The sequence below is a fragment of the Roseovarius sp. EC-HK134 genome (assembly GCF_902498815.1).
GTDB lineage: Bacteria > Pseudomonadota > Alphaproteobacteria > Rhodobacterales > Rhodobacteraceae > Roseovarius > Roseovarius mucosus_A.
The window spans coordinates 1,696,351-1,710,951 of sequence record NZ_LR701544.1; the positions used below are offsets into that span (position 1 = coordinate 1,696,351).

Sequence of the window (14,601 nt, forward strand, 5' to 3'; positions counted from 1 at the left end):
CAATGCCCTACACTGAAATTCTCGCGCTCTGCATGATCGGGGCGTTCTTCATCCTGTTGCTGATCGGCATGCCGGTTGCCGTGTGTCTTGGCGTGACGGGGTTTGTATTTGGTTACATGGGCTTTGGCTCCATGCTCTTCACGCTGATGCCCGCGCGCATCTTTGGGGTGATCACCAATTATACACTTCTGGCACTGCCCCTTTTCATCTTCATGGGGATCATGCTTGAAAAATCCCGAATAGCCGAAGACCTGTTGGAGGTCATAGGCTTTGCCATGGGCGGGCTGCGCGGGGGCATGGCGCTGGCCATTATCCTTGTGGGCGTCTTGATGGGCGCGGCCTCTGGCGTGGTTGGCGCGACAGTGGTCACGATGGGGCTGATCGCCCTTGGCCCGGTGATAAAGCGCGGTTACAGCGCCAGCGTGGCCGCAGGCGTGATCTGTGCCTCGGGCACACTGGGGCAGATCATTCCGCCCAGTCTGGTTCTGATCCTGCTGGCCGACATCATGGGGCAATCCGTGGGCACGCTCTTTGCGGCGGCGCTCTTTCCGGGGCTGATGCTGGCGGGGCTGTTTGTGGGCTACGTGCTCATCCTCGGGTTTCTCTCGCCCAAGACCATGCCCGCCATCCCTCTGGAAGAGCGGGCCGCGATGCTGCGCGGTGAACTGGCAGGCAAATTGCTCAAGGTCGTCTTTCCGCCTATCGCGTTGATCGTGCTGGTCTTGGGCTCGATTATCGGCGGTGTCGCAGCCCCGACCGAAGCCGCCTCCATGGGCGCGTTCGGCTCTATCGTGCTGGCGGCACTGGCGGGGCGGCTCAATCTCTCGATCCTGCGCGATGCAGTGCGCGCGGCCTTTATCACCTCGGCCATGGTGTTCCTGATCCTGATTTTCGCACAGCCGTTCGGGTTGGCCTTTCGCGGGCTTGGCGGCGAACATCTGGTGCAATCGGCGTTCTCCAGCGTTCCGGGGGGGCTGGACGGCCAGATCTTTTTCCTGATGCTCTTGCTCTTCGTGCTGGGCTTCTTTCTCGAATGGATCGAGATTTCCTATATCGCCTTGCCGCTCTTTTTGCCGATTTTCATGCAATCTGGCGCGGATTTGACATGGATCGCCATTCTGGTGGCGATGAACCTGCAAACCTCGTTCCTCACGCCACCCTTTGGCTGGGCGCTGTTCTTTCTCAAGGGGGTCGCCCCGCCCGAAGTCACGACGTCGGACATCTACAAAGGCGTTTTGCCCTTTATCGGCCTTCAGCTTGCTGCGCTCAGCCTTGTCTATTTTTCACCGGGGCTGGCCACATGGCTGCCCCAAGCAATCGGATGGTGAACCATGCTTCATGCTGCCTTGGGATATAACGGCGCGGTGTCCGCGCCCCACCGGGCCGCCGCATTGGCGGGACGGGATGTGCTGCGCGACGGTGGCACAGCGATAGAGGCGATGGTCGCCGCTGCGGCGACGATTGCGGTGGTCTATCCGCATATGAACGGCATTGGCGGGGATGGCTTCTGGCTGATCAAGCAACCTGGAAAGCCACCTGTCGGCATCTTTGCGGGCGGGCAGGCGGCGGGGCTGGCGACGCCAGAGTGGTATGCGGCGCGTGGGCATCAGAAGGCAATTCCCACGCGGGGCGGTCTGGCTGCGCTGACGGTTCCCGGCACAATCGGCGGCTGGGAGGCGGCGCTTGACGTGCAGGGCACAAAGCTGCCGCTCTCGCGTCTCTTGGCGCCTGCGATTGCCTATGCCGAGCGCGGCATCGCCGTAACCGGCAATCAATCGCGCACCACGGCCGAAAAGCTGGACGGGTTGCGCGACGTGCCGGGCTTTGCCGAGACCTTTCTGATCGGTGGCAAGGTGCCAGAGGCGGGCGCGCATCTGCGCCAATCGGCCCTTGCCCGAACCCTGCGCCATCTCTCTGACGAGGGGCTGCGCGCCTATTACGATGGCCCGCTGGCCCGCACCCATGCTGCCTATCTTGAGGAGAACGGCAGCCCGCTGCGGGCTGAGGATTTCAGCGCCTATGCCGCAGAGCGGGTGACGCCGCTCAGTTTGGAGACCTCTCAGGGGCGGCTCTACAACATGATCCCACCCACGCAGGGGGTTTCATCCCTGATGATCCTTGGTCTCTTTGACCGACTGGGCGTGACGACGGGTGACGGCTTTGATCACATTCACGGGCTGATCGAATCCACCAAACAGGCGTTCATTCGGCGCAATGCCGAATTGGGTGACCACACCCATATGGCGACACCGGCGCAGGAATGGCTAACAGATGCCGCGCTGGATATGCTGGCGGCACAGATCGACAGAACCAAGGCGCTGCCCTGGCCCTACGAGCCGAAAGAGGGCGATACGATCTGGATGGGGGCCTGCGACGCCGACGGCACGGTCGTCAGCTTTATTCAGTCCGTGTTTTGGGAATTCGGCTCGGGGCTCACCTGCACGGATACAGGCGTCTTCTTTCAGAACCGGGGCGCGGGATTTTCGCTGGCTCCGGGGCCGAACCAGCTCGCCCCCGGCAAGCGCCCGTTCCACACGCTTAATCCCGCCATGGCCGAATTGCACGACGGGCGGGTCATGGCCTATGGCACAATGGGTGGCGAAGGACAGCCCCAGACGCAATCCGCCGTGTTCACCCGCTATGTTCAGTTCGGCATGGGCCTGCAAGAGGCGGTGACAGCGCCCCGTTGGCTCTTGGGCAAGACCTGGGGGCAGGAGACGACATCGCTGAAGCTTGAGGATCGGTTTGATCCGAAGCTGGTTTTAGCGCTGCAAGACGCGGGCCATGAGGTTGAGATGATCCCTGCGTATTCGGATCTTGCGGGCCATGCCGGGGCTGTGGTGCTCCATCCGACCGGGTTGATCGAGGCGGCTGCCGATCCGCGTTCGGATGGGGCCGCGATCACTGATTGAGGTCTGGGGGCAGGGCCGGCCAGTGCGGGTGGGCTCAGGCTGCAGCTTGCGCCGCTTGCTGCGCTCTGCCCATCTGGATGACGGTTACGCCTGTTTTCCCCAGATGAACGGGAAACCTCATCCAGACGCCCGGATCGCTCTCAAGCCCCAGCAAGAGCACTTTGGGGGGCAACAGCCGAATGCGGGCAAGGCCAAGCGCGAAGCGCTCTGTCTGGGTCAGGTTCTTGCCGCCCTCAAGGACTGTTCCGCTCAGCCCTCCAAGACGCTTGAGCAGTGGGCCAAGCCCAACCTCGCGGGCCAGTTGTTCGAGCGTTGCATCCTCTGGGCGATGGTCGCACCCCATCAAAAGGGCGCGGCGCAACGATCCTTGCAGAACCTCTGGCGCAGTGCTGAGACACTGGACGTGGCGGCGCAGGCTGCCCCGGCTCAGATCGCGCAGGTCGATGCCCGACAGCAGGATGCGCCCCGCCGAGGGCGTATCGAGCCCAAGCAGCATATCGCGAACAGCCCGCGCATCCAGCTCGCCAACCGGTAGACAGGTTTTGGTGCCGCCTTTGGCATGCAGACTCAACATCTGCCCCGACGGCAGAGGCACATTCTCGAACGTGACATCGACAGGCCCTTTGGGCAGGCGTTGCCCGGTGCGGTAGAGATCGCGTTTCTGGCGCGAGAGCGCGGCTTGGGCCTTGGTCGCGGCGACACGAAAGGCAGCGCGGTGGTTCCAGACCCCGCCAAGATCGCGCAGGGGCGACAGCAAAAGCCCAAGCACAGCCAGTGCTGCGGCGATGTTTCCCGTGCCCAACCCGGCGCGGTGCCCCGTCAGGATGACCAGTGCCGCTGCAATCCCCGCCGCAAGATCGGGCAGCGCGTTGAGGGTTTCGGCGCTGAGGCGGTGGCGCAGGGCGGCACGGATCATCGCCTCTGTGCGCTTGTCCAGCTGGGCCAGTTCCTTGCGCCGCCGGCCTAGGCGATCAAGCTGCGGCGCCAATGGCATACGCTCGGCCATCTCTGCCGCGATCCGTGCCCGGCGCACCCGCAGGCGGCGATGCAGGGGGATCAATCGCATCCCCCCGAGCGTGATGGCCAGCAGCGTGATCCCAAAGACCGGCACAACTGCCAAGGCAAACACCGGGTCGAGCAGCCAGAGCACGACGAGCATCGTCGGGATCAGCACGGCCCCGGCGATGAGGCGCGGCAGCCCCAGCCCCAACCAGTTCCGAAAGGCGGTCATGTCGCCGACAAAACGGAGCGACACATAGCCTGCGCGCCGCTCTGCCACAGCGCTTGCGGGCATATGCGCCGCGTGCTCGAAGAGAGCGGCCCTGATCTGTCGGGCATAGTCCTGGCCAATGCCTTCGCCCAGATATCGCGCGGCGATGCGTGTCATGGCGATAATCGCCCCAGCCCCTGCAAGGACGCTAAGGCCGACAAACGGTAGCGCGTCGCCGCCATGCATGGTTTCAAAGAGCGCACGGGTGGCAAAGGCAGCGGCCCCGGCCGCCACGCCCTGCATCAGCGTAAGCATGGCAACAAGGGCCAAGCCGCGCCCACGCCCGCGATCCAGAAGCGGGGGCAACGCCATTACGCGGCCCGCCGATCCGTACCAAATGCGCGCAAGGCAAAGACATTCGCCTCAGCCGGATCGGCCAGATCACCTTTGCGCAAGACCGGCACGCCGGTGGCGGTCTCTGCCTCGGCCACAGCCATGGGCGAACAACTGACGATGCCGGTCAATGCATCGGGGCGCAGCCCGTGACGGGCCAGTTCGCTCACCCCGCCCGCAGCCGCAACAGCATCACCGCAGGCAAAGATCACGCTCGACTGACGCGCGCGCAGCCAAGGGTCAGCGATGAGCGCGCCGGTTTCCCGTTGGAAAAGCCCATCGGCGATTTCCATGACAGCGATTTGGCAGCCTCGTTGTGCCGCATGGTCAAGCAGAAGCTCGAGTCCCGCCTTTATCCGCCCCAGGGGTTCGCGGTAGGTGGTGACCATCCCGGCATCTGTGAAATCGGCCACCCAATGTGCGCCTGTGTCGGCATATTCGTTCAAATCGCCAAAGGCGCCGGTGCCTGTGCCTTTGAGTGCGGCCACCTTGTACCCTGCGCGTCGCAGCCCCAACGAGAGCTGAGCCGTGGCCAATGTCTTGCCCGAGTTCATCGCCGTCCCGAGTACGAAGATCACGGGAATATCGCTGGCGGCAGTCGTTGGCGGCAGGGCGTAGCGCCTGAGGTTCACAGGTTTGCCCGTGGCATCGAGCAGTCGGCCAACGGGCAGGAGGCGGGTCGCGGTCTTGATCCGCTCATTCCGAGACACCATCCGGCCGATGCAGCCGCCACCCGCCAGAAGATCGGCCCCGTTCGGGTCAATCTCGGCCAGCCCTTCGAATTGATCGGGGGCATAGCGCGCACCACAGGCCAGCACCACCATATCGCCGGGATAGATCAAGGACGGGCGCCCCGTAGAAAGCTGGACGCGCTGATGTTGTCCAAGGCTTTCGACCTGAGCCAAGATCAGGTCGCCGGGCCGGGCTGCGGCGAATGCGGTATCCAGACCGGCAATATCGGTGTGATTGACCCGCCGGGTCGAGAATGTCCATTTGGCGTCTGTCAGCGAAGAAAGCATCTCATGTGTCATGGGGGTGATCCTCAAGGAAATGAGAGTTATCAGCTTGCCACAGCAAGGGATGGCCATGTGCCGGAGGTGTTGACGCCCCAAGCCACTTTGGTTGCAAGTCCGGCGTCGCGGATCGCTTGGGCCACGTCATGGCCAACGCCGGGCAAATGCGTCAGGCTGATGTCTGGAGTGATCCCAAGGGCCTGCGCAGCCTTGCGGAAATGCGCGACATAGGTCTGCGCCCGCGCAATCCGTGTCAGACCCTGTACGCGGTCCAGTTGGGGTGTCTTGCGCAGGGCGTCGTCGCGCAGGGAATCCTCAAGGCCGATGAACACCCGAACCGACAGGCGGAGATAGGCGCTGAGGGCCTGCTGATGTCGCCGCGCCCAAGGCAGGCTTGTGGGTTCCGCGTCGATCCCAAGGCCATAGGGATAGGCCATGCTGGTGTCAGGCAGGCAATACCATCCCGCAGCCGCAAGATTGAGCTGTCCCACCCGGTGCGGATAGAGCATTGCAAAACGATGGGCGAGTTGTGCCCCACCGGAATGCCCGAACAGATCGACCGGACCGGCAAAGGCATTGTCGATCATCGCCAGATGCGACAGCATCGCCAAAAGCGCCTGATCGGGCCGCGCCGCGCGGCAAGGGCGCTGAAAATGTGGCCAGTCAGGTTCCGAGAAATGCGGCACGACCACGATGCGCCCGCGCTTTTCGGCCACTGGTGCGAACAGATCGACCAATTCATCGGCGTTACGCGAAATCCCGTGCAGAACCACCAATGGAGGAAGGCCAGATAACCCTGCCGGATTGATGACCCGCGCGGGCAAGGTGCCCGACGACGAGGCCACGCGATGCGAGGTGACGATTGTCTTGAATGTGGGGCGATGCATGTGTGCCTCCTGTCTGATGTGCTTCTGGACAAACGGGGCACTGAGGGGATTATTCCACTGACCCGAAAATTTCGTGCAGCGCCGGGTGCAGAGCCCGTGTTGAATTCTGGGCGCGCCGCGTCATCTGTGCAGTCGACTGCAGATTTTTTCGACAGGCTAGAGCCGCGATGACTGAATTGAAGGCGACCCACGCCGAAGGCATGACAAAGCTGGTCGCGTTTGCGCCACGTATGGGGCGGCGCTATGCCAATGGCCGAAACACCGACCATGGGCCGGGGGCGCATAGCGCGGTATCCGGGCTGTCGCCCTATATCCGGCGGCGGCTGGTGCTTGAGTCTGATGTTGTGGCAACTGCGCTTGCGGCGCATGGTCCCGAGCAATCCGAAAAGTTCGTGCAGGAGGTGATCTGGCGCGGCTATTTCAAAGGCTGGTTAGAGCGCAGACCGCAGGTTTGGGTCAGTTATGTGCAGGGGCTTGAAAGGGATCTGGCGGCGCTCGACAATGACCGTCGTCTGCGCCGCGAAGTGGCGCGGGCGACCGACGGGCAAACTGGGCTTGCCTGTTTCGATGCCTGGGCTGCGGAACTGGTTGAGACCGGGTATTTGCACAATCATGCGCGGATGTGGTTCGCCTCGATCTGGATATTCACGCTTGGGCTGCCTTGGCGTCTGGGGGCTGATTTCTTTTACCGGCATTTGATTGATGGGGATGCCGCCGCAAATACGTTGGGTTGGCGTTGGGTCGCGGGTCTGCATACGCGAGGCAGGCCCTATCCGGCGCGCGCTGACAATATCGCCACCTTTACCAATGGTCGCTTCACGCCCCGCGCTGCGGATTTTGCCGAGGTGACCGAGGGCCTAGAGGCGACCGAGCCTGAGGGGCTGCCCCCCGTGCAGCCCCTGCGCCCGGTCTTGGCACCACAAGCCGCACGTCCCACCTTGCTTTTGATCACGGATGAAGACTGCCGGGTTGAGGATTTCGATCATTCCGCGCTTGATATCCGCGCGGTGGTGGCGCTGCGCAGCAGTCATCTTCGCTCATCCTTGCCTGTGTCCGAGGCCGTTCATCAGTTCGAGGCGGGCGCGCTTGCCGATGCCGCTGAACGGCTGGGCGTTGTGGCTGATTTGGCCCGTGCCGATCATCCCAAGGCCTTGGTGGATTGGGCCGTCACATCAGGGGCAACGCAGATCGTTACCCCCTATGTGACGCGGGGGCCGCTTTTTGACTGGCTCGATACGGCGCGTCCCCATCTTTCAGCGCAGGGTATTGCTTTGGCAGAATGGCAGCGGGCCTGGGATCGCGCAATCTGGCCCCATGCCACGGCGGGGTTTTTCAAAGTGAAACATGCCATTCCGCGCATCCTGCAAGACACGGGTGTTACCTGACTATGCGTGCAATTCGGCAGAATGCGACATGCTGTGATCAGGGCTGCGAACAAACAGACTTTAGTCGGAAGACCAAAGCGCAAGGATGACGTAAATCCAACGACAGGCTTGACACATCCTGCGGGAACAGACGGAGTTCCTGAGAGAAGCGAGTTTGTTGATGAGGGCGTGATATCCAAGGCACGAAACCGCGTTCATGGTGGCAGGAGAACCCGTGACAGTTTTGGAAAACGACTATGCTGTTGATGGTGCCGGGCCCGAGGACAAGTCTGGCAAGCCTCGGTTGCCGTTTTTGACTGCGTTTCATGACCTACCCCTGCACCGCCGCTTTGCAGTTGTTGGGGGAATCGTCAGCCTGATCGGAATGGTGCTGATCGGTGCTTTTGTGAACTCACGCATCGAGACCGCCGTTGTGCGCAACTCTGCGATTTCTGCCGCTGTTTACATGGAAAGCCTGATTGCACCGCTTTCGCAGGAACTTGCCGATGGGAACGCCCTGTCCGACGAGCGGCGCGCCAAGCTTGAGGAGCTTCTTGCGCGGCCGGCAACACGCGAAAGGATTCTCTCGGTCAAGATATGGAAGGAAGGCGGGCATGTGGCCTATGCCAGCGATGGCGCGATGATCGGTCAGACATTCAAGGCGCATGACGATCTGTTGCAGGCGTGGAAAGGGGATATCATTGCAGGATTTGACGACCTTGATCACGACGAATCCAGAGGGGAGCGGGCGTTTGGTCTACCGCTACTGGAAGTGTACAATCCTATCCATTCGATCCGGACCGGAGAGATCATTGCCGTCGCCGAATTCTATCAAGATGCCAGCGAACTCCATGAAGACCTGCGCGTTGCCCGCTGGACAGCCTGGGCTGTTGTTGCGGCAGTGGCCGGTCTGACCTTTGTAACCTTGTTCGGCATCGTGCGTGCAGGCAGCCGCACGATCGAGTTTCAGCGGTCGGAATTGCAGCAACGTTTGAGGCAGATCACCAAGGTCGGCCTGCAAAATGATTTGCTGCGCCTGCGCATCCAGAGCGCGTCAGAGCAATTCTCGGCGCTTAACGAACAGTTGCTCAGACGGATCGGGGCGGAACTGCATGATGGGCCCGCGCAGGCGCTCGCCTTTGCGAATATGCGGATCAGCGCATGGCGCAAATCCGGGGGCCCCGAGGAGGCGGACCTCATCTTGCGGGCACTGGAAGAGGCTTTGGCGGATATCCGTGGATTGGCGCGCGGGCTGGTGCTGCCCAAGCTGGAAGGCGCAACCATTCTGGAGACGATCCGGAGAGCCGCCGATGCGCATGCAGAACGCACACAAACCGAAGTCATCCTGGACAGCAATGGCAAGGATGGCGACAACCTGCGTCCCGGCCTGCCACAGCTCATTTGCATCTTTCGTTTCGTACAAGAGGGCCTGATGAATGCGTGGCGCCACGCGGGTGGCGTTGGTCAAAAGGTCGAGTTTGCGATGCAGGGCGGTTGTCTTGTCGTTTCGGTCAGTGACCGGGGTCCGGGTTTTGATCCAAAGGCCAATTTCGACAAAGGTCGCATCGGTCTTGCCGGGTTGCGCGAGCGTGTTCAGAGTGTTGGGGGTATTTTTGATGTCGATACAGGGCCGGGCCGGGGCACGCGGTTGACGATGCGCCTACAGATCGAAAAGAGCGCGCGATGACAGAGCGTATTCGGATCGTCATTGCCGACGATCACCCGTTGTTTCGCGGCGGTGTAATCCGCTCTCTTCAAGAGGATGGCGGGTTTGATGTCTTGGCAGAGTGTACAGGCGCTGATGAAGCGGTCGCGGCGACGGGGCAAGTGCTGCCTGACCTCGCACTGCTTGATATTTCCATGCCGGGTAACGGTCTGACGGCGGCAGAACGGATATCCGAGCAATTTCCGACCGTTCGTATTGTCATGCTGACTGTGTCTGAGCAGGATGACGATCTGCTGAGGGCGCTGAAAGCGGGGGCCTCTGGCTATGTTCTCAAGGGGGTCGCGGTTGAAACTCTGATCGAAGCGTTGCGCAGCGTATACGCAGGTGGAAGTTTCATCTCGCCCGGACTTGCGGGCAAGGTGCTTTCGGCCATGGGGGCGGGAAAGACCCGGGGCACGCGCAGCGCTGATCCAATCTCGGATCTGACGCATCGCGAAGAACAGATCCTCCGTCTTGTGGCGCGCGGGGCCTCCAATCGGGAAATCGGCGACGAGCTTGGTTTGCGCGAGGCCACGGTCAAGCACTACATGAGCTACATTCTACAGAAGCTGCATGTGCGCAACCGGGTCGAAGCGGCCTTGATGGCGCGAGAAAAAGGCCTCTGAGTCCCGGATTTTCCGACTTTAGTTGTGCCGATCACCCTACTTTCGGCCCTATTTAGACGCGGGACCCCGCGCCAATGTTATCCGAAACTCGGATACCGAGAAAAAAAACGACCTTTCCTGCCAGCCACCTGCTCTGCGATCTCTATTCTGCATCACACAGATTTAACGATCCCCGAGCGTCCCCAAGGTACATGGTAACGGCGGTCTTGGCTCCCCAGACCCTGCCGCCGTAGCCCCCGGTCATTTATGCCGGGGGTATTTTTTTGCCCCCTCAGACGAAGGTCTGACGAATTGCCAGACCCTTGGGCGGTTCAAGAGAGGCTGCGGCTCAGTAGGTTGGGTGCATGTTGGAAAACAGGAGTATTCCAAGTGGACATCTTTGCGATTGAACTGAGGCCAGGCAATACAAAGATCGAATATGCTGACGGCTCACGTGAAGAAATTGAGGCGGGGATTTACGAGCGCAAGAATTCGGTTGGCGATACAGTTCAGCAGCGCCGCGCGACGGCTGCCGATATCGCCCGATTGACCACGTTGGCCACAGATTTCGAAGCGGCCAACTCTGCCACTTCCGCTGTCGTGACCCGCGTTGAAGTGCTCGGCACGTCAATTGAAGTTACCTATGATGACGGTACGAAGGAAGAAATTTCCAGTGGGATCTACGAGCGCAAGAACGCCGCGAACAAAACCATAATCGAGCGCGTTGCGACATCGTCGGACACCCAACGTTTGAACAACCTTGCCAATGGCGGAACACCTGCGTCGGGCAGTGACGACGGCACACCGGATCAAGGCTCGGGTGATGCGGGCGTGACCCCGCCGGGCAATGACGATGGCACACCGGATCAAGGCTCGGGTGATGCGGGCGTGACCACGCCGGGCAATGACGATGGCACGCCAGACCAAGGCTCGGGTGATGTGAGCACTGGAACTGGCACCCCTCCCGATATCGCTCTCAATGGCACGAATGCCGCAGAGCGCATGCACGGTCGCTCAAAGGCAGAGCATATCAGCGGCTTTGGCGGCGATGACGATATCCGGGCGCGCGCAGGCAATGACTTGGTCGATGGTGGCTCGGGCGATGACCGCATTCGCGGGGATCGTGGGGATGACACGGTCTTTGGTGGGAGTGGCGATGACACTTTGCGCGGGGATCTCGGGGACGATCTCGTGCAGGGGGGCGATGGCGACGATAATGCGCGCGGCGATGGCGGCAATGATACGGTCTACGGGGGCATTGGCGATGACATCCTGCGGGGCGATGCTGGCCATGATCTTTTGCGTGGTGGCGATGGCAAGGACCGCCTCAAGGGGGGCGGTGGAGATGACACGCTCGAAGGCGGCAACGGCAACGATCGGCTGTTCGGCGGTCGTGGGAACGATACTTTAGAGGGTGGCGAGGGGCGTGATACCTATGACGGTGGCCTCGGCAGCGATGTTTTTGTGTTCTCCCGAGACGGCAGTCTCGACAAGATTGCCGATTTCGTCGCGGGCACGGACATTATCGACCTCAGCGCATATGGGCTTGCCGGATTTGATGCGGTTCTTGATCTTGCGAGCCAGCGCAACGGCGACACGCTCCTGAATTTTGGTGGAGGGGACATCTTGCGGATCGATGATGTCAGGCTTGTCGATCTCGATGCGTCTGATTTCATCCTGTAAACGTGTGGTGGTCCAAGCACGCGTCGCGTGATCCCCACCGCTTACCGTTCTCATGCTCATTCACTCGCCGGGTCAAAGCGCCCGGCGAGATGTTTTACGTTTGGTCTGCCTGTGACGAGGGAGATATCGAGCGCGTTCCATGTGACGCGGAAAACGACGTTTCCTGCTTCACATTCTTTCCTTGCTTCTACCAAGTAGACGTAGGGCACCCCAGCTTATCCCAGTTCATGGCTTGGTCTTAGGGGCCAGCGCAGAGGTCCGGTTTGCGTCACTGAACGCGCCAGACTGAGAGACTGAATAGGACCCGATCCACACGTTCTAAGGGCTGGATTGCCACAATCACGATTGCGTGATACAATCAGAACATTCTTTGTAAATTTATGTTGAATTTCGAAGTTGCGTATTTCTGGGGAAAGTTCGGGGGAGCTGGGGTATAATTATGCCAGATATTTCTGTGGCATTTGCGGATGATCATCCGGTTTTCTTGACCGGAGTGTGTCAACTTTTTTCGGCCCTTGAGGGCTTTACTGTTGTTGCCTCTGGCAAGACAGCGCAGGACATTGTCAAGATTGCGAGATCAGTCAAGCCTGACATCATCGTAATCGACTTGAACATGCCCGGTGTAATAATTGAAGCGATTGCAAAGGTTGCGACGGAACACTCTCACACAAAAATGGTGGCCTTCACAGCATCAAGCAACAAGGACACAGCAATCTCCGCGTTGGAGGCGGGCGTTCTCGGATATGTTTTGAAGGGCAGCACGCTCGAAGAGTTGGCCGATGCCGTCCGACAGGTTCATATGGGGGATACCTACCTATCGCCAAGTGTCTCTGCGAATGTCGTTGCTGGGCTGAGACAACAGGCCCGCTATCGCACCATGGAGCGGGTCCGATTCAGCAAACGAGAGGAAGATGTCCTTCGCTTACTGCTCAGGGGGTCGACAAACCGCGAGATCGCCGATGGGCTGTCGCTGCAAGAGAAGACGGTTAAACATTATATGTCCGTGCTGATTCAAAAGCTTGATGTCCGCAACCGGGTTGAAGTCGTCCTTGCCGCGCAAGAGCTTGCAAGCAGTGGGGCCCTTACGGGCACATCCAAAATGAACTGACAGTCTCTGAGGTTGATTTCAGACGGGACGATTGGCACTGCTGGATCAAATCTGCTGTAGGTCATAGCGCTTGAACGTGGTGGTGCATCTGAAGCGACTGAAACGCTTTAAGATGTGTCGTCCGGCGATTGTATTGGCAATGTGACATGCAGCGTGGATGAATCCTTTGCGATATCGAGGTCAATACTACCTTCGAATGCGTCGAGCCGACGTCGCATACCTTGCAACCCCAAATGCCAAGGCGTGACTGAAGCGGTAGATTTTGCGCCCTGCGATTTGCCACCATAGATCGTGATGTCCAGGATCGAGCCACGCTGACAAACCTTGACCAGAGGAATTCGGCCTTCGCCATGCCGGACGGCATTACTGAGCCCCTCGCACAGCACGCGGTAGAGACAAATCTTGCGGGGAAGATCCAGTTTGGCCAGAGGCTCCACGATCTCTGTCTCTACGTCGCCAAACATCAGGGCTATGTGACGCTCGACGGCCAGCGTAACCACACCCTTGGCATCCAGATTCTCGAGCTCGGGTAGGATTAACCCAGCTGAAATAGACCGCAATTCCGTCATCACCTGATTGATCAGCCCGCTTATCGACGTGCCATCGGGCAGGTCGGCCTGAGTAGTCCTGCCCTGCATCAGGGAAACCAGACTGAGCAACTGGATAGGACCGTCATGCAACTCGGCACCGACGACATTGAGAACCTGTTCGTTGGCCTTTGCGGCGTCAAATCGCGCGCGGTTGGCGGCGCGACGCAACCGATCATTATGTTTGACCATTCTGCGCTCGGCGTCCAACAGCGCTTCCAACCGCGAGCTTTGGCTGAAGGTCAGAGCCAGCATTGCCAGCATGCTCAGGGCCGCGAGGATCACGGCAGCCCAAGTCGTCCGTTCTACGAATGTCCGGTCACGCAAGAGCTCGGACGCGTCTAGATAGACTTCGCCGACCGCGATCAACGAGCCGTTCACTGGATCGTGGATCGGTGCGTACACTTCGAAATACGGGTAGGCGAGTGGAAACTCAGGATCAACTTCGCCGGACATCTCCAGTTTCACGATGAATTGGCCCTGAATCGCCACCTGAAGAGTCTCCGCCTCGTGATGATCAGCGGTATCGTCTTTAAGTGTCGAGTACAGAAGTGCGCCGTCAAGTGCCCAGACTCGCATTACCAGATTTGGATTCTTCTCAGCAACGTAGCTGAAAGCCTGATCGGAACCGCGGCCTGAATTGCCGAGGCTCTCAAAATTGCTCAACGCCAGCGGCGCGAGCAAGTTGTCAATATAGGCGCTTCCAACCCGACCATGCGATTGAACCTGTAGCGAGCGGTATTCGAATATGATGAAGGCCCCGAGCGCACACATGACACCGATAACGATCACGGTGAAAATCGCTGCCAGAGGGCTGGGTGCCACATGGAACCAGCCCAGGATGGCGTTCGATGATTCTCTGGAATGATTCGGCGTTTGTTTCTTGTTTTTGGGCATAATGACTTCTGGGGATGTTCGGGGCCACTTGGTGGCACGCAGCGCCGAATAGTAAAAAATTCATTCAAGTACGCCTATGCGCGCTTCAGGCGATTACCAATGATTAATCTATAGTTAACCAATTCCTACGCTACACGCCGCTGACCATTCAATGGACTTTGAGCCCAGTTTAATAGGGTCTTTGGTCTGAAAATTTCTTGAGCCTTGGTCCCAGTCATCCTGCGGGCTTTCGTGCTG

General features: G+C 59.9%; 11 protein-coding genes. 7 read left to right on the forward strand and 4 right to left on the reverse strand.

The window, feature by feature from the left end; translation table 11 throughout:
• Window positions 1–2: 2 nt before the first annotated feature.
• Both GC127_RS12070 and GC127_RS12075 read left to right on the forward strand, forming a co-directional pair.
• Window positions 3–1,328: a TRAP transporter large permease subunit gene (locus tag GC127_RS12070; RefSeq protein ID WP_151978314.1), complete on the forward strand. Its 1,326-nt coding sequence runs from the start codon at window positions 3–5 to the stop codon at window positions 1,326–1,328.
• A 3-nt stretch (window positions 1,329–1,331) separates the two neighbouring features.
• A complete protein-coding gene (locus GC127_RS12075; RefSeq protein WP_151978316.1) occupies window positions 1,332–2,912 on the forward strand; it encodes a gamma-glutamyltransferase family protein in 1,581 nt (526 codons plus the stop codon).
• Window positions 2,913–2,946: 34 nt separating this feature from the next.
• Here the strand turns inward: GC127_RS12075 and GC127_RS12080 are convergent, their stop codons facing one another.
• From GC127_RS12080 to GC127_RS12090, 3 genes are read right to left on the reverse strand one after another with little or no spacing between them, the layout of a single operon-like run.
• Complete coding sequence (locus tag GC127_RS12080) at window positions 2,947–4,494, reverse strand: ABC transporter ATP-binding protein (RefSeq protein ID WP_151978318.1); 1,548 nt, start codon at window positions 4,492–4,494, stop codon at window positions 2,947–2,949.
• Window positions 4,494–5,546: a DUF1611 domain-containing protein gene (locus GC127_RS12085; protein ID WP_151978320.1), complete on the reverse strand. Its 1,053-nt coding sequence runs from the start codon at window positions 5,544–5,546 to the stop codon at window positions 4,494–4,496. Before GC127_RS12085 ends, GC127_RS12080 begins: the two co-directional genes overlap by 1 nt.
• Before the next feature lie 29 nt (window positions 5,547–5,575).
• Entirely contained in the window at window positions 5,576–6,415 is an 840-nt protein-coding gene (locus GC127_RS12090) for an alpha/beta fold hydrolase (RefSeq protein WP_081507732.1), read from the reverse strand.
• A 167-nt stretch (window positions 6,416–6,582) separates the two neighbouring features.
• On the opposite strand from GC127_RS12090, the gene GC127_RS12095 reads away from it, so the two are divergent.
• The 5 genes from GC127_RS12095 to GC127_RS12115 all read left to right on the forward strand — a co-directional run bounded on the left by GC127_RS12095 (window position 6,583) and on the right by GC127_RS12115 (window position 12,880).
• Complete coding sequence (locus tag GC127_RS12095) at window positions 6,583–7,800, forward strand: FAD-binding domain-containing protein (RefSeq protein ID WP_151978322.1); 1,218 nt, start codon at window positions 6,583–6,585, stop codon at window positions 7,798–7,800.
• Window positions 7,801–8,014: 214 nt separating this feature from the next.
• Window positions 8,015–9,466, forward strand: a complete 1,452-nt coding sequence (locus tag GC127_RS12100; protein WP_199861243.1) for an ATP-binding protein — start codon at window positions 8,015–8,017, stop codon at window positions 9,464–9,466.
• Window positions 9,463–10,110, forward strand: a complete 648-nt coding sequence (locus tag GC127_RS12105) for a response regulator transcription factor (protein ID WP_081507735.1) — start codon at window positions 9,463–9,465, stop codon at window positions 10,108–10,110. The genes GC127_RS12100 and GC127_RS12105 overlap by 4 nt, the downstream gene beginning before the upstream one ends.
• A gap of 369 nt (window positions 10,111–10,479) precedes the next feature.
• Window positions 10,480–11,772, forward strand: a complete 1,293-nt coding sequence (locus tag GC127_RS12110) for a calcium-binding protein (protein ID WP_199861244.1) — start codon at window positions 10,480–10,482, stop codon at window positions 11,770–11,772.
• Between the two features lie 439 nt (window positions 11,773–12,211).
• On the forward strand, window positions 12,212–12,880 hold the full coding sequence (locus tag GC127_RS12115) for a response regulator transcription factor (protein ID WP_081507737.1): 669 nt from the start codon (window positions 12,212–12,214) through the stop codon (window positions 12,878–12,880).
• Between the two features lie 107 nt (window positions 12,881–12,987).
• On the opposite strand, the gene GC127_RS12120 is transcribed toward GC127_RS12115, so the two are convergent.
• A complete protein-coding gene (locus GC127_RS12120; RefSeq protein ID WP_151978328.1) occupies window positions 12,988–14,364 on the reverse strand; it encodes a sensor histidine kinase in 1,377 nt (458 codons plus the stop codon).
• Between the last annotated feature and the right edge of the window lie 237 nt (window positions 14,365–14,601).